Source organism: Catalinimonas locisalis, assembly GCF_038039535.1.
Lineage (GTDB): Bacteria > Bacteroidota > Bacteroidia > Cytophagales > Cyclobacteriaceae > Catalinimonas.
In genome coordinates this window covers 810838-829173 of sequence record NZ_JBBPHP010000001.1, presented here as the reverse complement: position 1 = coordinate 829173, position 18336 = coordinate 810838, and the positions used below count along the sequence as shown (strand labels likewise).

15 protein-coding genes are annotated in these 18336 nt (G+C 43.7%); 7 read left to right on the top strand and 8 right to left on the bottom strand.

Features of this window, described 5'->3' with window-relative positions:
- Window positions 1-15: 15 nt before the first annotated feature.
- The gene (locus tag WJR50_RS03400; protein WP_341291811.1) at window positions 16-3192 is read right to left on the bottom strand and encodes a PVC-type heme-binding CxxCH protein; all 3177 of its coding nucleotides are present in this window, start codon (window positions 3190-3192) and stop codon (window positions 16-18) included.
- A gap of 314 nt (window positions 3193-3506) precedes the next feature.
- On the opposite strand from WJR50_RS03400, the gene WJR50_RS03395 reads away from it, so the two are divergent.
- Window positions 3507-3764 carry a YidH family protein gene (locus WJR50_RS03395; protein ID WP_341291810.1) on the top strand — a complete coding sequence of 86 codons (258 nt, stop codon included), beginning with the start codon at window positions 3507-3509 and terminating at the stop codon, window positions 3762-3764.
- Window positions 3765-3903: 139 nt separating this feature from the next.
- Here the strand turns inward: WJR50_RS03395 and WJR50_RS03390 are convergent, their stop codons facing one another.
- A complete protein-coding gene (locus WJR50_RS03390; RefSeq protein WP_341291809.1) occupies window positions 3904-4224 on the bottom strand; it encodes a hypothetical protein in 321 nt (106 codons plus the stop codon).
- An 84-nt stretch (window positions 4225-4308) separates the two neighbouring features.
- Between WJR50_RS03390 and WJR50_RS03385 the strand changes: the two genes are divergently transcribed.
- The 4 genes from WJR50_RS03385 (at window position 4309) to WJR50_RS03370 (ending at window position 8971) form a co-directional block, all read left to right on the top strand.
- Window positions 4309-5337, top strand: coding sequence for a LacI family DNA-binding transcriptional regulator (locus tag WJR50_RS03385; RefSeq protein ID WP_341291808.1), 1029 nt, complete (start codon window positions 4309-4311; stop codon window positions 5335-5337).
- Window positions 5338-5524: 187 nt separating this feature from the next.
- Entirely contained in the window at window positions 5525-7102 is a 1578-nt protein-coding gene (locus tag WJR50_RS03380) for a solute:sodium symporter family transporter (protein ID WP_341291807.1), read from the top strand.
- A 24-nt stretch (window positions 7103-7126) separates the two neighbouring features.
- Window positions 7127-7987, top strand: a complete 861-nt coding sequence (locus WJR50_RS03375) for an inositol oxygenase family protein (protein WP_341291806.1) — start codon at window positions 7127-7129, stop codon at window positions 7985-7987.
- A 27-nt stretch (window positions 7988-8014) separates the two neighbouring features.
- A complete protein-coding gene (locus WJR50_RS03370; protein WP_341291805.1) occupies window positions 8015-8971 on the top strand; it encodes a carbon-nitrogen hydrolase family protein in 957 nt (318 codons plus the stop codon).
- An 18-nt stretch (window positions 8972-8989) separates the two neighbouring features.
- On the opposite strand, the gene WJR50_RS03365 is transcribed toward WJR50_RS03370, so the two are convergent.
- From WJR50_RS03365 to WJR50_RS03355, 3 genes are read right to left on the bottom strand one after another with little or no spacing between them, the layout of a single operon-like run.
- Window positions 8990-9739, bottom strand: a complete 750-nt coding sequence (locus WJR50_RS03365; protein ID WP_341291804.1) for an acyl-[acyl-carrier-protein] thioesterase — start codon at window positions 9737-9739, stop codon at window positions 8990-8992.
- A gap of 52 nt (window positions 9740-9791) precedes the next feature.
- The gene (locus WJR50_RS03360; RefSeq protein ID WP_341291803.1) at window positions 9792-10391 is read right to left on the bottom strand and encodes an aminotransferase class IV; all 600 of its coding nucleotides are present in this window, start codon (window positions 10389-10391) and stop codon (window positions 9792-9794) included.
- The gene (locus WJR50_RS03355; RefSeq protein ID WP_341291802.1) at window positions 10375-11373 is read right to left on the bottom strand and encodes an aminodeoxychorismate synthase component I; all 999 of its coding nucleotides are present in this window, start codon (window positions 11371-11373) and stop codon (window positions 10375-10377) included. Before WJR50_RS03355 ends, WJR50_RS03360 begins: the two co-directional genes overlap by 17 nt.
- A 103-nt stretch (window positions 11374-11476) precedes the next feature.
- Here WJR50_RS03355 and WJR50_RS03350 point away from each other — a divergent pair, with 103 nt between their 5' ends.
- Both WJR50_RS03350 and WJR50_RS03345 read left to right on the top strand, forming a co-directional pair.
- Window positions 11477-12244, top strand: a complete 768-nt coding sequence (locus WJR50_RS03350) for an ADP-ribosylglycohydrolase family protein (RefSeq protein ID WP_341291801.1) — start codon at window positions 11477-11479, stop codon at window positions 12242-12244.
- Window positions 12241-13407, top strand: a complete 1167-nt coding sequence (locus WJR50_RS03345; RefSeq protein ID WP_341291800.1) for a VCBS repeat-containing protein — start codon at window positions 12241-12243, stop codon at window positions 13405-13407. Before WJR50_RS03350 ends, WJR50_RS03345 begins: the two co-directional genes overlap by 4 nt.
- Window positions 13408-13428: 21 nt before the next feature.
- Here WJR50_RS03345 and WJR50_RS03340 read toward each other — a convergent pair whose 3' ends face one another.
- The 3 genes from WJR50_RS03340 to WJR50_RS03330 all read right to left on the bottom strand — a co-directional run bounded on the left by WJR50_RS03340 (window position 13429) and on the right by WJR50_RS03330 (window position 17652).
- Window positions 13429-15414, bottom strand: coding sequence for a tetratricopeptide repeat-containing sensor histidine kinase (locus WJR50_RS03340; RefSeq protein ID WP_341291799.1), 1986 nt, complete (start codon window positions 15412-15414; stop codon window positions 13429-13431).
- 599 nt (window positions 15415-16013) lie between these two features.
- Window positions 16014-16781, bottom strand: a complete 768-nt coding sequence (locus tag WJR50_RS03335; protein WP_341291798.1) for an SDR family NAD(P)-dependent oxidoreductase — start codon at window positions 16779-16781, stop codon at window positions 16014-16016.
- A 4-nt stretch (window positions 16782-16785) separates the two neighbouring features.
- On the bottom strand, window positions 16786-17652 hold the full coding sequence (locus tag WJR50_RS03330) for an SMP-30/gluconolactonase/LRE family protein (RefSeq protein ID WP_341291797.1): 867 nt from the start codon (window positions 17650-17652) through the stop codon (window positions 16786-16788).
- Between the last annotated feature and the right edge of the window lie 684 nt (window positions 17653-18336).

The following is an 18336-nucleotide window of genomic DNA, read 5'->3' as shown; positions in this document are numbered from 1 at the left end:
ATATCGTTCGTAAATTTATTCTTCCAAAGGATGCTGTTCAAGCAATTCCTCAGGATTGTAGAAACCTGTTTTATCCTCAATGGCAGCTCTTACCTCTTTCACTTTATCGGGAGAAATGGGAGAGGCTTCGTTTCCAAAAGAATTACGCACATAGGTGAGTACGGCAGCCACTTCCTCATCTTTCAGCATACCTCCAAAAGGTGTCATAGGCACCTGGCCGGGATATTCTTTACCAAGTACCTCAATAGGTCCCTGCAAGCCTTTCAGCACCAGTTTGATCAGACGTTCTTCATTACCTACTACCCACTGCGTTTTGGCAAGCGGAGGAAAGCCGGAAGGATCCAGTCCATTTCCATCTGCCTGATGACAGGTGCTGCAAAAGCCTTCGCGATTGTAGATTTCCTGCCCGGCAATAAAAAGATCGCGATCAGCGCCTGTAAGCTTTGTAGTCACTTCCTCTTCGGTTTTCTCCTGCACAGATTTACCGTTAAAATGAGCCAATGCCGTTTCATATGCTTCGGCCATCCAATCGTCAATAGGCTTCTTGCCTGCTTCTTCCACAATAGGCAGACCTACTTCTTTGGGCAACCAGGAGGCGGCAACAATGGCCTCCAGCCGTACCCGGCCGTGATTATCCTGGGCTGCCTGCGTCAGCAGTTCGGACTGATCAGCGATCTGATGCCCATTGTAGCGTAAAGCCCTTACCGCAGCTGCCCGCACATGAAAGTCTTCTGATTTGAGTAACTGACGAAGCAATGACTCATCTACCTGATTAAGTCCCCAGCTTACCCAGAGCGCTTCCAGCAAATGATGCTCATAGCGGGGGTTGTCCTGCTCCAGATTATCTATCCAGCTATACAATTGATTCTTCACTTCGTCGGCATTGCGACCTCTCAGTTCACGACGAGAGCGATAGCGGGTCCTGTATTCAGGCAGCTTAAGATTATCCAAAAGTTCGCTGATGCTGGCTCCGGCAACTTTGGCAGGCGCTACCAGCGGACGCGAAGGGTAAGTAATGCGATAGATACGTCCGTGCACATGGTCGCGCAGCGGATCACGGGCATTGTGCTGCATGTGGCCAATCAGTACATTGTGCCAGTCTACCAGATAAAGAGAGCCATCAGGAGCAAACTCCATGTCTACCGGACGAAAGTTTTTGTCGTCACTCCACACCAGGTCCTGACGATGCTCACTATAGTATCCGGTGCCATCATCTACCATGGTATGCTGCTTGGTACCCAGAAAACCTATGGTGTTGTTGATCAGCAGATCGCCTTGTACTTCATCAGGAAAATGTCGGCTGGAAACGAACTCCATCCCTGAGGTAGGACGCACACGGTGGGCGTCTTCAATCAGGTTTCTGGACTTGGGCGTAGCTACACCATAGCGAGGTTTCACTTCCCCGGGCATCATCCAATGTACATCCGGACCGGAAGTATCGGCGAAGAAATCCTGCCCCCATTCATCAAAAGCAATACCCCAGGGGTTGGGAATCGGAAGCTGTGCTACGCGCTCCAGGCGATGACGATTGGGGTTATAGCGATAAAATCCACCGTTGGTAGCCCTTACTGGTCCGTAAGAAGTCTCTACATTGGTATGCAGGAAGACGCCTTCTCCCATATAAATCGCGCCTGAAGGATCGGCCGTATAAGCACTGTGGGCATGGTGGGTATCATGATCGTCAAAACCACTGAGCAGAATCTGTACTTTGTCTGCCTGATCGTCTCCATCGGTATCAGTATAAAGTTTCAGGTTGGTGCCCTGTGAGAGATATACCCCTTCAGGAGCAATTTCAAAACCCACCGGAAGATGCAGGCTGTCAGCAAAAGTAGTTTGCTTGTCAGCTTTGCCATCTCCATCCGTATCTTCCAGGATAATGATTTTGTCGTTGGGTTTGGCATCTCCGGGCTTGTAGTGCGGATAGCTAGGCATAGTGGCTATCCAGAGTCTTCCTTCATTATCAAAGGATAATTGTACAGGATTCGCCAGATCGGCAAACTCTTTTTCGGAAGCGAAAAGCTCTATTTTATAGCCGGGAGCAACATGTAGTTGGTCCAGCGCATCCTGACCATACAGGTATTCAGTAGTCCCGTTTTTGTTGCTAGGCTCATAATTGGTTTGTACGGGAGGCAGCTTGCTGGTTTTCTCATCAGCCGCTTGGATGTCCATCTTTTCACCTTTCACTGCTTTCCAGATCGCCTCATCTCGTATGGCAGTCATTTCACGGATTTTCTCAATTTCAAAGGGATAATTATCCGGCCCGAAAGGATCGTAGCGACGGCCGTAGGCATGTACCCCATTGGGTATTTTATAGTCATTGTGCCACATCCAGTTTTTCTCCATCACGGCATCATGTACCAACTCACGATGGTTTTCTGCCTTTATATCTCTCTTCCCAAAAGCTTCATCGGCCAGTAAGGTAGCAAAGCGGGCATAGCCTTCATCGGTGAGTTGGGAGCCATCAATGGTATAGGCATCATCCCCTTCAAACCATAAGCGGGTAGGCGCAAACACATCTATAAAAGGAACATTATTTTGCGCAGCTACTTCTTCCATAGCTTTGGTATATAAAGCCAGATTGGCATTTTCCTGCTTACCGTCCGGTAAATCATAGCGATCGGAAAGATCCTCAAAGGCGATAGGAGAAACGATAGCCAGCCGGGGAGGAATGGTATCGCCATTATACCGCTGACTCAGGGTATGTTTGATAAAAGCATCCAGCTCGGCTTTGTAATTTTCCAGTCCGGCTTCTCCCTGAAAAGATTCGTTGAAGCCAAAAAAAGCCAGAATTACATCGGCCTTTAAGTGAGTAAGCCATTCGTCGGGTGTTGGAAAATGCCCTTCGCTTCCTGAATCAGTAGCCAGTTCGGTCTGAAACTTTTCTGCACCGGGAAACGCCCAGGGAGAATTGCGACTGGCATGCGGCCTGAAGCCCGGTGTGTTGCCGGGGTCACTCATATTGCGGATAAACAATAGGCTATCGGGATACCGCAGCTGCATTTCCGTTTCAAAATGTCCGAAATTCATCATCCGTGACCCCAGGTTATTTCCCAGCAAGACAATGTGATCGTTCTTTTTTATCTTTAGCGCACCCGTATCAGGAGAAGTACACTGAAATAAAAAAAAGGTGAGAGCTATCGCACCAAAGCTTTGTGCTAAGGCTTTACTAATCTTAGTTAAGGTTGTTGTCATCTAAATTATCTTTAGCGCATAAAATGTAGGCGATTTCTCAAAAAAATCTACCCTGAACTATCCTGCTTTTTGTCAAAACTCATGGTAAGGCAAAATTAGTATCATAGATTACAATTAATTGCCAATTATGAAACTGCAAAAAGCGTCCACCTAAAATATAGGCATAAAAAGATTAAAAAAAACCTAAGCTATTCTTCTGGCTTTTTACAGTTTCAATGGATTAGCTATGCGCATCGCAATAATTTTCTAAAAAGCATCTCTACCCTTTTTACCAAATACACTTATATTAGCTACCATCATGAAAAGTTATTAGCATGGAAGAAAATAAAGAACTTATACTCCGTGATATACTGGCGATTGAAAGAACCAAAATGGCCAATGAAAGAACTTTTCTGGCTTACTTTAGAACATCCGTAGCCTTGTTTGGCGCAGGGGTGGGTATAGTAGAGATAGACTATTTTCAGGAATATAAATGGTTAGGCTTTGTACTTTTAGGAGTGTCCGTAATTACCCTTGTTGTAGGTGTCATCCGAATATTTCAGGTAAAAAAAGTGATCAGAAAAGCCCAGTAAGCTTTTTCCAATGACCTGAGGGAGCTGCTGAGCCGGTGTGTTTGTGTTTTTAGTTCATGTTTTGTTTTTAACACTTGGAGCAACAAGCTTTCAAGCTCAATATGTAAGAGGCGTAGCTGCTGCTTTTTGTTGGCTGCTGTCATCTTATTTCTAGAATTTCAATTGCCCTTGCTTTGGAAGGAGAGTAACCACATGCATAGACTTCTTTTTTTAAATCTTTATAGCTCAATTCAACAATTGTATCTCTAGAAATCTTAAATTCAGGACCGAAAATATCTGGATTAATAGGTTTGTAGCCAATACCGTCAATTCCAACTGCAAATCCACATAAATCTATTCTTGGGTCGCCTGACCACGTAACTCTAGCTTGTGTAAAATCAAAAATTTCTGGCTCGCAAAACTTTTCCTCGCAACCATTACTGATTATAGCTAAGGGAATTAGTAGAATAAATGTCTTCATTATGATTCAATTTTGTTATGATGATAGACACATATTTTCTACAATTAGTTGAATTTTATTTTTAATAGAAGTCACCACTAAAGTATGAGTAAGTACCAGAGCACCGTAGATATTGCCAAAGCACTCAATTTATCTCCCTCCACCGTCTCACGGGCTCTGAACGATCATTACTCCATCAGCGAAAAAACCAAGCAAAGGGTGCTGGCTTACGCCCATGAAGTAGGCTTTCGGAAAAATCTCAATGCTTCCCGACTTATACAGCGCAAAACTTTTACGCTGGGTATACTGATGCCCGAGGTGGTCAGTCATACTTTTTCTACGCTGGCCCAAGGCATCAATGATGTGCTGGAACCTGCCGGTTATGATATGCTGATCATGAATGCCTCAGAACACTATGAAAAGGAAGTGCACATGCTCAACTATCTTGCTTCCATTCGGGTAGATGGGATTATCTTCTCGCCTACGCAGCAGACCAAAGACTATGCGCACCTGCAAAGCATTCTCAAAAATAAAATTCCTCTGGTCAACATTGACCGCGGGCTTAGCGATATAGATTGTCATCAGATTCTGCTGGACGATGAAAAGGGAGCGTTCCAGGCAGTACAGCACCTGATCAATGTGGGTTGCCGGAGAGTTGCCCATATCGCTGGGCCGATGGAAGCGCTTAATTCCAGAAACCGGATTAAAGGCTATCGGAAAGCCCTCGAAGCTAACGGCCTGCCCTTTGATGCGTCGCTGCTCACTTATTCTGATTTTATCATCGGCAATAGCATGGAAGCGGTCCAAAGGCTATTTGAAAGACAGGAGCTTCCTGATGGTATCTTTGCGGTAAATGATGAGATTGCTTTAGGCTGTCTGCAAATGGCAGCTCAGAAAGGCATACAAATTCCTGAAGAGCTGGCTCTGGTGGGCTTTGATGATGAAGTTTACAGCAGCTTTTTCCGCCCTTCCATTTCTACGGTAAAAAGCCCTATCCGAGAGATGGGACAACAAGCTGCCCAGCTTTGCCTGCATATGATAGATGATTACGAAGCTTTTCCTCCTCAAACACAGCTACTAATTCCCCAGCTGATCATCAGAAACTCCTCTAGAAAAAGGTTGCGTAAAAGTTGAAGGGTGGATCTATCCAAAAAGGCATTTATCAGATAGAGTGCCCATGGATAGCCTGGTCACAAGCAGGATAATAGCGACTACTTGAAGATAATTTCAGCGCAAACGTGTGCGTAAATATTTTCCTGATAAATTGCCAGCCTTATACTTCATTCATAAATTGTACAACCTTTTTGACTAATACACCAACATGCAAACCCTCTTGTCTTTCGTGGGCTTCACGGCTTTCGTTGCTTTTTACTCATGGTACAAACTTCGTAAAGACCCGCTGTCCTCAAGAGACGGTTATTTTCTGGGGGGAAGAAGCCTGACCGGAATTGTGATTGCCGGCTCCATGCTACTCACCAATATTTCTACCGAGCACCTGATCGGTTTGAACGGTTCGTCTTATAAAAACGGATTTATCATCATCGCCTGGGAGGTCACTTCCGCCCTGGCACTCATAGTGGCGGCAACTTACTTTATACCGACATATTTGAAAATGGGCCTGACTACCATACCACAGTACCTGGAATCGCGCTTTGACAGCAGCACCCGTACGCTGGTGGCCTTCTTTCTCATGATTTCTTTTGTCGTTACCCTACTGCCCATTGTACTCTTCACCGGAGCCATCAACCTGGAGAGTATTTTTAATGTCTCGGAAGTGCTGAATGTCACCCAAACCGAAGGGTTGTGGATCACCGTGGTAGCTATTGGCCTGATTGGCTCCTGCTACGCCATCTTCGGAGGACTGAAGGCGGTGGCTTATTCGGATACCATCAATGGAATCGGTTTATTCCTCGGCGGATTGTTGGTGCCTATTCTCGCGCTCTGGGATATCGGGAATGGCAATATATTGACCGGGCTTTCCAAAGTGTATGAAAACAGTCCTGAGAAGTTTAATGTCATCGGAGCGCCGGATTCGGTCTTGCCTTTTAGTACCTTATTTACCGGACTGGTGATCAATCAGCTCTACTTCTGGGGTATGAACCAGACCATTATACAGCGCGCTTTGGGAGCCAAAAACCTGGTAGAAGCCCAAAAAGGATTGCTCTACACCGGGGCCTTAAAAGTTTTTGTGCCTATCATCATCGTATTGCCGGGAGTAATTGGCTACTATTATTTTGGAGATACACTTTATGATAATCAGGATATGATTTATCCTGAACTGATCAAAAAAGTACTACCGCTCAGTCTGGTTGGCTTCTTTGCGGCAGTAGTAATGGGAGCCGTACTCAGTACCTTTAACAGTGTGCTTAACAGTACGGCCACCATTTTCAGCGTAGGCATTTATAAGCGATTGATTGACAAAGATGCTACCGACAGCCAACTGGTAAGAGCAGGAAAAATCAGCTCTACCGTACTGGCGATTGTAGCCATCATGGCCGCTCCTATGGTAGCCAGCGCTCCCGAAGGTTTGTACCAGCTTTTACAGCAATTGAATGGTATCTTCTTTATTCCCATTGCCTCTATCATGATTGCCGGGCTGTTTATTCCGCAGATTTCTGCTGCCGGAGCCAAAGCAGCACTCTTTGTAGGGCTGGCTTTTTATGTCACTACTACTTTTATCTTGGAGATAGACATACACTTTGTACATATATGGGGAATAGAATTTGTGCTCAACTTATTGGTGATGTTTGTTGTTTCGAAGTTTTACCCCAATACCGAACGTTTTCAGCCTTCTGATTATGGAGCGTTGGAACTGAACCAATGGAAATATACCAAACCATTTAGCATTATCCTTACACTGATCATCATAGGGATATACATCTGGTTAGGAAATAATTAATAAGAAATACGTAAATTGATACTTATGGAAAATGTAAAAAAACAGTTGGATATCGAGGATCTTTGGGAGGAAGATCTTCGCGAACGTTATCCTGAAAATGGCGAGAAAGAAAAGACTAAGGAAGAATTCAGAAACTATGATAATCCCGGGCGGGATACGGTGAAGGAATTTTACCGCCAGAACCACCTGCATCAGACCTATGACTTTGTGATGCAGAAAGAAGCTGAGTACAAAAAGCTGCAAAAAAAGAAGATGACGCTGTGGGAAGCTGTAGAGTTTCTTAACACGCTGGTGGATGACTCTGACCCGGACATTGACCTTGACCAGACGCAACACTTATTGCAAACTTCTGAAGCTATGCGTGCCGACGGTCAGCCCGACTGGATGGTACTGACCGGATTTCTGCATGACTTAGGTAAAATCCTCTGCCTGTTTGGCGAGCCTCAGTGGGCCGTTGTAGGTGATACCTTCCCCGTAGGTTGTAAGTACTCTGATAAGATCGTATATCCTGAGTTTTTCAAAGATAATCCGGACTATCATGATGAGCGCTATAATACCAAATATGGTATCTATGAGCCTAATTGTGGCCTGGACAATGTGCATATGTCATGGGGACATGATGAGTATTTGTATACGGCGATGAAGGATTATTTGCCGGAACCGGCCCTTTACATCATTCGCTATCATTCATTCTATGCCCAGCATAAGGAGGAAGCTTATAACCACCTGATGAATGAGCATGACCATGAGATGTTTAAGTGGGTGAGAGCATTTAACCCTTACGATTTGTATACTAAGTCGCCTAAGGCTCCCAATGTGAAGGAGTTGCGTCCGTACTACGAAGATCTGGCAGCCAAGTATCTTCCTAAAGAGATTGCTTTTTAGCATCATCTAGTTCCAAATTAATTATTCGTGACAAGAGTAAAAGTAGGCGTAGTACAGGACAGCCCGGTCTTTTTTGACAAAGAAGCCTGCCTTCAGAAGGTGGAGCGGCTTACCAGAAAGTATGCGCAGGAAGGCTGTCAGTTACTCGTCTTTCCCGAATCATTCATCCCCGGCTACCCCCGGGGTTTTTCTTTTGGCACCAAGGTCGGCAGCCGCAGCGAAGCAGGACGAAAGCTCTATGCCCAATACCATCAAAATGCGGTAGATGTAGAAAGTGAAGATCTCCACAGGCTTGAAAAACTTGCCAACGCTCAGCAGGTATACCTGGCGGTAGGGGTTACTGAGAAAAACAGCCGAAATGGGAGCCTGTATTGTTCATTGCTTTATATCTCTCCCAAAGTAGGGCTGATGGGTGTGCATCGCAAAATCAAACCTACCGGACAGGAAAGAGTCATCTGGGCAGAGGCCGGTGGAGAGTCTCTGGTTAGTATGCAAACGCAGATCGGCAGAATAGGAGGATTGATCTGCTGGGAAAACTACATGCCGCTGGCACGGATGAGTATGTACCGACAGGGTGTGGAAATTTATATCGCCCCTACAGCGGATGCACGCCCCGGATGGCAGGCTACCATGCAGCATATCGCACTGGAAGGCCGCTGCTTTGTCTTAGCCAGCAATCAGTATTTTGAAAAAAGCATGTATCCAAAAGCTTATCAGGAATTAGTAGAAAGTGAGCAAGAAGTGCTGTGCCGTGGTGGAAGTGTGATCATTTCTCCTCTGGGAGAAATTCTGGCCGGACCACTATACGATCAGGCAGGTGTACTGACCGCTGAAATAGATTTGGAAGATATCACTGCGGCTAAACTGGATTTTGATGTGGATGGACATTACGCCCGTTCTGATATTTTTGACCTGAATATCCAAAACCAGCCAAAAATGATACAGGAAGAGGCTTTGCTAAACAAGCGGCATCAAGAGGGATAAACTTCTTTTTGAGATACATTACTTCCGTTTCCACTGCAATCTTCCATTAAAACTGGGCTGCTCCTCTCCTTGACGAAAACCGCTGATCAGATAATCATCCTCCTGTATTTCATTGCTGTAAATCTCCACCCTGTCTCCTTCTCTTAGTTCGGACTGGAAATTGATCTGCAAAGTTTGCAGTTCATGCTCCAGAAGAAAGTCCAGGAAAAATGCATTCAGCATCCAACTGATATAGCGGATGTTATTCACGTGCCGGTTATGATCCAGATCAGTATATTTGGCTACTTCCCTAAACGCTAAACTTTCCTTCATGCTCTCCAGCTTTTCTATGGGCGTGTCTATCGCATGCTGCTCATGTTTGAGCCGGGTAAAAAAGCTATCCGGACGTACGGGACGACGGCTTTTGGCATCCAGCATCAGCCAGTAAGAAGTAGCCTGAACGAGTATGTCACCTTGCGCACTGCGCACTACAAAATCACGCAGGGCGAACAAACGCTCAGTGCCTTTGGCCCAGGTTTCTATCGTAATTTCCTCATGCCACTGAGGCAGTTTTTTGATTTGTAAGAAGAGGCGAGAAAGCACCCAGAAAAGCTGCTGTTCCTCCAATTGCTGGTAACCTACTCCTAACTTTAGTGCATGCTCGCTGGCCACCTCCTGAAAAAAGCTGCACAGCACATCCACTCGTAAGTGGCGCTGAAAATCCACATCATAAGAGCGTACTGTAAAATGCTGCAGATGTACCAGAGAGGGATTAGATGACGAGGTCATAAAAAATTTGTTTAAACCAAAAATCAAGCATTCAGGCAAATATAAGAAGCCCTCAGTAAATCTGGCTGACCGGCTGTGCAGGAGAAGTATCAAAAGGATTCAATGCATTGACGAATTTGAAATGACTGTACTGCTCTAAATTTTTCCCCAGTATTGGTCTTTCCTGAACTATTCCCTGATCCATTAAAAATTGTCTTTGTACACCTTTCAGCAAGGGCTGATCTGAAGTATACCATTGTCCCTCCTGGCTAAAAAGAATATTGGCAAAATAAGTATCTGTCACCACGCCCTTTTTGATGATCAGCATATCATCGCATTCTCCTCTTTGCTGAAAAAGTGAAGTTAAGGCTTTCCGGTCGGTAAATTTGTAAGCATAGTCAACCTCTTGACTGTGTACTTTTTTGAGCGTATTGATCAAGGGCCGTTGGTAAGGCACAAACTCTATCTGCTCAATAGCTTCCCGATAAAGTATTCTACATTTATATAACCCCTGCGCGTACTGGCTGAGCAAAGGTGTAATCATTGCTGCTAACTCTATTTCTTCTGTAATGCCCCACAAATCTTTGCGACTACGGTTCATCCGTTCTTCATGATAGGGCAGCAGTTTAGCCTCTCCATTTTCTACGCAGATAGATTCAAGCAAAAGGGACATACACTTTATCAATAAGTTCCTGGTATTCGGTTTCGGCCTGGCTGCGCGCGGTGATGCCTCCTCCACTTTTGTAGATCAACTGTCTACCCTGTTTTTCTATGTAACGGATCATCACCGCGCTGTCCAGGTTTTGTCCGTCAAAAATGCCCATCACCCCGGTATAGTAGCCTCGTTCGTAACCTTCTGCTTCGCGGATGATCTCCAGCGTTTTGGGCTTGGGCGCTCCGCTGATAGAACCTGCCGGTAGCATGCTCATCAATATATCACCTAATTGCTCATGATAATTTTCGGCAAGCTGTCCACTGATTTCCGAACTCACCTGCAAAAGCTTGCCTTTGTACGTCTGCACTTCTTCCACAAAGCGGAAGCATTTCACCTGTACATCGCTGGCAAAATAGCTCAGATCGTTGCGGATCAGATCCACAATGGTTACATGTTCTGCCATTTCTTTAGGGTCAGAAAGCAATCTTTCTTCTGCTTTAGGCAGGCTACTGTCTATCGTTCCCTTCATCGGATAAGAAAAAATTTCTCTTCCTCTGATTTTGACAAAAGGCTCGGGAGAAAAAACAACAAATTCATCCTGGTACCAAAGTTTATAAGTGGCTTTACTTTGATAGAAAATATCCTTCAGGCTGCGGTTGATCGCGATGGGGGTAGGCAAAGTCAAGTTCACCAGAAAGGAGTTTCCTGCCTTAAGATGATGCATCACCGTATCAAAAGAACGCTTGTATGTAGCAAAGTCAACCGGGAATTTCTCAAATACCAGAGGTTGTAAGTTTGCAGCATACGCTGCCTTAGGAATATTGTTAAACCCTTGGAAATCGTATAAGAGTTGGGTGCTGTCTATCTCATGCAAAGGAATGATAACAGGCTCACGGACCAAAAAATCAATGACGAAGAGGAAAGGCGTACCGCTTGCTCCCAGAATGTTCATCTGCCGTTTACACCCCTGCTTTTCTTCCTGATACATTTGCTTGATCATCTTGCCTTTTAACTGCTAAGACCACAAAATTAGTAAGATCACTGCAAACATCCTTTTATGTCTCATGATTATCCATGTATAGCGTTTATAAACTTTTCAAATTATGCTAGGTGCTATTGCCGGAGATATCATAGGTTCAGTCTATGAAGCTTCTCCTATCAAACGAACAGATTTTCCACTTTTTCAGTCCGCCTCTACTTTCACGGACGATACCGTACTGACTGTAGCCGTAGCGGATTGTCTTTTGAATCAGAAGGACTATACTGCCACCCTACAGCAGTATGGACGAAAATATCCTGATGCTGGCTACGGAGGCAACTTTATGCAGTGGATAATGGACAAAAATCCTAAGCCATACAACAGTTGGGGCAATGGATCAGCCATGCGGGTTAGCCCGGTTGGCTGGGCATTTGATAAACTGGAACAGGTTCTAGAAGAAGCCAAAAAAAGCGCAGCGGTTACGCACAACCATCCCGAAGGCATCAAAGGAGCACAGGCTACAGCGACAGCCATTTTTCTGGCCAGAAAAGGAAATAGCAAATCCGAAATCAAAGCTTATATTGAGGAAAACTTTGGCTACGATTTGAGCCGAAAGCTGGAAGACATCAGGCCATATTATAGTTTTGATGTAAGCTGCCAGGGTTCGGTACCCCAAGCCATCATTGCTTTTCTGGAAAGTGAGTCTCTTGAAGACAGTATTCGCCGGGCTGTTTCTCTGGGAGGTGATAGTGATACCCAGGCCTGCATAGCCGGAAGTATCGCCGAGGCTTTTTATGGAAGTGTACCGGCAGATATTGCCCAGGAAGTAGTAGACAGACTTCCTAAAGATTTGAGAAATGTAACGGAAAAGTTTAAGCTACGCTATACATGAATTTGCCTCGTATCACCTTATTGCTACTCATCAGTTTTTCTGCTCATGCTCAGCAAAGCTGGAAAATGCATACGATTGATAGCACCTCCTTTGGCGCTGACGGCACCAAACTACACCATGTCAATGAAGATCATTTTTTTGACATCATCTGTGGCTGGGAGCAGGGCAATGTGGCCCGTCTGTATATAAACCCTGCCAATACAGAACTGGACTGGCCTTTTGTGGAAGTACCTGCTCCTCAGGTGGAAGATGCCCTGCTAGCCGACCTGGATGATGATGGATTTGCTGATATCGTCACTTTAAGTGAGGGAGATCAGCAGCGGATTACTTTTCACTGGGCACCGGCCGATGAAGTAAAATATGCGCAAGGCGAACACTGGCAATCTGTAGATGTACCTTCCACCCTCGGCACTACACGCTGGATGTTTGGTCTGGCGATGGATGTGGATGGCAAAAACGGATTAGACCTGATTGTCGGCTCCAAAGATCCAAATGGTACAATAGGCTGGCTGGAATCACCTGCCAATCCCCGCAATGTTGCTGCCTGGCAATACCATGAAATCAGCCCTGCCGGTTGGATTATGTCTATTTTAAGCCGCGATATGGATGGAGATAACCTGGAAGACATCCTGATTTCCGATCGCTATGGTGAGCACAGAGGCGTCCGCTGGCTTAAAAATCCTGGTTCCGCTCAAAAGCTTAGTGATCATTGGGAAAGCCATAGGATAGGTGTGCAGGATGGTGAGCCTATGTTTTTAACACTTACCGAAACCGGAGATATTTATGCTCCCGACCTGAAAATGGGGCTTTTACATTTTCAGCAAAGCGCGGAAGGGCAGTGGCAGGCAGATACTATTGCCTATCCGAATATAGTCGGAAGCCGTGGAAAAGCTGTGAGTGTAGGAGACATCAACCTGGATGGCACTGAGGATTTAGTGCTCAGCTTTGAAGGAGCAGAAGAAAAGTATGGTGTAGTCTGGCGAGATGGCAAAACCCGGCAGTTTTACCCTGTCAGCAACCTGGAGGGGATCAAGTACGACCTTGTGGTACTTATAGATATGGACCAGGATAGTGATCTTGATGTACTCACTTCAGAGGAAAATAATAATAGTGCAACCGAAGGTGGGCTGGGCGTAGTCTGGTACGAAAACCCAACCTATTAGAGAAAAATATGAATGTGCTACTTACCGATCGTTTGAGTATGCTTCCAATTCTCCCATCACTTCCTGCCCGACATATTTCTTAAAATACACGCTGAATTCAGAACCTTCTCCGGTTTTACTGCTGACCTCCAGTTTTCCTTCATTACCCTGTACAAACTGTTTCACCAGCATCAGTCCTATGCCGGTACCTTTTTCCCGATTGGTTCCTCTGCTGGAAATACTTTGGCCGGTTTCTACAAATATCTTGTCCAGTTTATCAGCAGGTATGCCTACCCCGCTATCTTTTACATGTACTGCAAAATAGGTCTCGTTTTCAGAATAGAAGATATGGATATCATTGCCTTCCGGAGTAAATTTGATAGCATTCCCGATAATGTTTTGCAAGACAATCTTCACATGGTCTGGATCGGCATAGATAAATTTGGAACGAACTGAGGTATGCTCAATACTCACCTTCTTCTCTTGAGCCAGAATAGTTGACACTGCAAGAATACTATCTACTACTCCTGGCAAGTTTACTTTCAAAAAAACTGCACTAATCCCTTTTTGCTGGCTATTGGCCCAGTATAAGAGGTTGTTGAGCATTTCAGAAACAGTAGCTACTTTCCGATGAAGTTCTTTGAGTATCATTTTCTGTTCCTCTAAGTCAAGTAAGCCTTCTCCTATCAGCTCAAAAGTACCCATAATTGAGGCAAAAGGACTTTTCAGATCATGGCTGATCACCGAGAATAATTGATCTTTAGTAGTATTCAAAGCACTTAGCTCCTCATTTTGCTCTGCTATTCTTTCTTTTTGGGAAGCGATATTGGCATTTCTTTCTATCAGCAGTTTGTTCAACTTCTTCTTTTGCCAATTACTTCGGTAAATCAGTGAGGCCGCAATAACAAAGAATAAAGTCACTAAGCTAATAATGACGATAATGAGTTTGCTCAAGCGATTTTCCTGATGCTGTAGTCTGTTTTCGTGGGCAAGCTGCTGGTTCTCTGCTTCTTTCTGCTGCAAGTGTAAAAAGTTTATTTCCCTTTCTTTGGCCTCACTGTACAGACTATCGCTGTAGGCTTTGTAGAGTTTATGGTAATGGTATGCCTGATCAAAATTTTCCAGAGCAGCATAGCCATCCGAAAGTATCCGAAGCGCTCTTTCCATATCCCATTTGGCATTCATGTCGCGAGCTAATTCATAGCCCTTTAAGGCATGCTCCACACATTGTTGATACTTTCCCAGTGCATAATAAGTCTGACCCAGCCCAGCGTAGGCAAAACTACTTTCCCACTTACTACTGTAAGAAGTATCTTGCAAAACCCTCTGGTAATAAGCCAGGGCTTCCGTGTACTTCTTCATATGGAAACAAACCTCTCCCAGCCTGTTATGACTCATGACAATCATGCGGTAATCCCTGATTTTTTTCGCTATCAGAATTACTTTTTCAACATAAAAAATCGCACTGTCGTAGTTTGAGAGCTCGTCATAGCAAAGCCCTATATTGAAATAATTTTTGATAAGCTGAGAACTGTCCTTTAGAGCAATATTGAGTTCCGCCGCATTAAAAAGCTCCTTAAGTGCTGTACTGTAATTATGCTGCCCGATATAAACCAGACCAATTGTATTCAGTCCTCTCACATAGCCAGCCTGATCTTTCAAGTCCTTACTCAGTTCTAAAGCCCTCATATTATGCTCCAGAGCAAGATTATAAGCGCCTTTGATATAATATGCCTTACCTAATATATAAAGCGTCCGCATCTCTCCCTTTTTGTACTGCTGCTGTTTTGATAACTCCAATGCCTCTTCTCCCAGGCTTATGGCACTATCAGGATTATCATACATATATTTTTCCATGATCTGCTGTAGCAGCAACACATGGCTGGTATCAGGAGTAAAATCAGGCTTTAGTTTTTGACTATTCCACTGGCTGAGAAGTGAGTGCGTATCTTTTTGGGCAAAACTGGAAAAACACGATAATACAATACAGATAATACTGAGCAAGATGTGGTATCTACCAAATGACATGAATAGTGAGCAGTTTGAGCTAATTGCTTATACCTATACAAATTAAATATGTCATTAAAATTAAGAAGGTGCTATCAATAAAAATAGAAAGAAAGCCCATATGCTATGACCTGTAATATATAGGCTGATAAAGCATGGGGCAGGTACCATTTAGGGTGTTTGCTTAACTCACTTAGCAGGCTATATTAAGAAAATATAACAGCTGTTACAGATCATTTATGGTGGCGCTAAAATAAGAAAAGCGCTCCTTGAGGAGCGCTTCCAGTATAGTTCTATAAAAATAAATATCATACCACGCAGTATGCAGCCCATGCCGCACATACCAACGTTACTTTAATAGCAATTTCAAATCTTCTTTTAGTATCCATAACTTTGTGTTTTGAATCAGTGTGTTAAACGAGAATCACCAGGCACAAAGTTTCCTCTTTTGCGAATTATTTCATAATAAGAGTATTTTACTAACATCCTTTACATCAAAAACCACTAATATTTGCAATATTAATACTTATTAAGGATTAGTACTATTCCATCACTAACAGGCTTTAGAGATCGTAAGGGTATAGAAAATAAGACAAAACCCAGCACTTCAGTAATAGCATCTACCTTTTGCTTCCCGGTATCATTACGCCCAAGCCACCATCAATTCGGTAAGCCTGTCCGGTCATAAAAGCAGCTTTGTCACTGCACAGATAAGCGATAAACTCTCCGACTTCTATGGGTTGAGCAATGCGTTTGGTCAGGTGCATATCTACACATTCCTGGTAAGGAATCTCCGGGTCAGGTGATTGTTCAAAACCCCAACGTAGCATAGGTGTATCTACAGAACCGGGACAAACTGCTACACAGCGCACCTGAGGACCGTAATCTACTGCTATACTGCGGGTAAGGCCTATCATGGCTGTCTTGGAAGTTACATAAGGGCAAACGTTACCCTGACTGATCATCGCCTGTACGCTGGATACATTGACCACAACCCCTTTTCCCAGCTTTTGCATATGCGGAATAGCATGTTTTGCACAAAGAAAAGCACTCTTTAAGTTAACATTCATGACCAGGTCCCATTCCTCTTCACTGGTTTCTGTCACGGTAGAGTAGCGCTGTATCCCTGCATTGCTAACCAGATAGTTGATTTGCCCAAATTTTTCTACTCCTTTGTCTATCGCCTCTTTGACTTCCTGCTCTTTAGAAACATCGCACTTGATAAAAATTGCTTTACCTCCTGATTTTGCTTCTAACGCATTGCCCTGGGCCTCATCCACATCCAAAATGATAACGTTGGCACCTTCTCTTACAAAAACTTCCACACTGGCAGCACCTATTCCTTTACTACCGCCAGTCACGATGGCTGTTCTGCCTTGATGTTCCATAGATTTATGATTGTTGTTTTAAATATTGATGACAAACTAATGGCGCACCTTTTACACCGAAATCAATCTGATTGATATGATATCTGCCCAGATTGGAGGTATACAACTGATCAAAATCAGGACCTCCAAAGGCGATATTGGTGGGATTAGAAAGCGTATGCCCCTCCCAATCATCTATCAACAGTTGAACTTCCTGCTGAGGAGATACCCGATAGATGCGATTCGGCGCATAGCAGGATACATACAAATTTCCTTCAGCATCAAAAGCCAAACCATCAGGACAGGTATGGGGTAAAGTCACAAAAACTGAGCGCTCACCTGCAGAACCATCCCGGAGAATAGGAATACGCTCTACTCCTGGCAGCCAGGTACAGGCTACATATAGCATCTGTTCATCAGGGGAAAGGGCCAGGCCATTAGCAAAATTAAAAGGCCCTGCATGCCAGACTTCATGTTTACCATCCGCACCAAACTTAAGAACCTTACCAATCTTTTGCCGAAACGCCCCACTCTCACTTACATAAAGATTTCCCTTGGTGTCAAAAACCGGATAGTTAGGAATGTTGAACCGGTGATTTTCTGCTCCTTCGGCAAACTTACTTAGCTTGCCATTATTCAACTCATATTTCCAGACACAATGCTGCTTATTATCACAGACTGCCAGCCACTCAGCGGTAGGGTTAAAGGCAATTCCTAATACAAAACCTCCGGTATTGGCTACTTCTTCTACTTGACTGCCATCAGGGGCAACCTTATAAATCTGCCCTGCTTCTCCTCCCGCCCAGATATGTCCATCCGGATGCACCGCTACGCCTTCCACATGGTCCAGCCCATCTATAAGTTCCGTAATTTGATTAAGTCTAATTTCCATAAATCGTCAACTTAGAAGCAGCGCTGAAGATAGGGCAAAATTATGAAAATCGGCAAAATTATGTTTCCCACTGCCTAGAGGAGAAACAGGTATACAACCTTAATTTTTTTCACTAAAACTATTTTTGACAAAAGATAAGGTTTTAGCAATTATGGTATTTTCAAAATATACGAATAATTCAATTTTATACAATATGTTAACGTACACGATTAAGCTTACCCACCTTATTATCCTATAAATGATTGGGCTTGTACGTTTCTAGTAGCAAACTTGTCAAATTGATAAACTATTACTGTATTAAGCGAATAATATTTGTGAAAAATCACGAATGCATCAAAAATATTTTACAGTTCTTATTAATTCTTGATGAGTCAAATATATCATTATGGTGTCTTTTGTTCACTTTTTGCAACAAAAGTAGTGAAACTTAGAAGTTGAACTAATTCTTTCCTATTCAACGAACATTAAATAAATACAATTAATACCCTTGAGCGCATAAAAAACTTTAGAATTATCTCTTGCTGATAAGACGAATTAATTGCCTTATATTTTATCGTTGTTTATGTTTACAGTATATTAATTCATAAAAAGACTAACTATATATATTAAATTTTATATGATTCACTATTTGCATTACATATACCCAATTATTCAGCAATAACATCCTTTTTTACATGATTATGT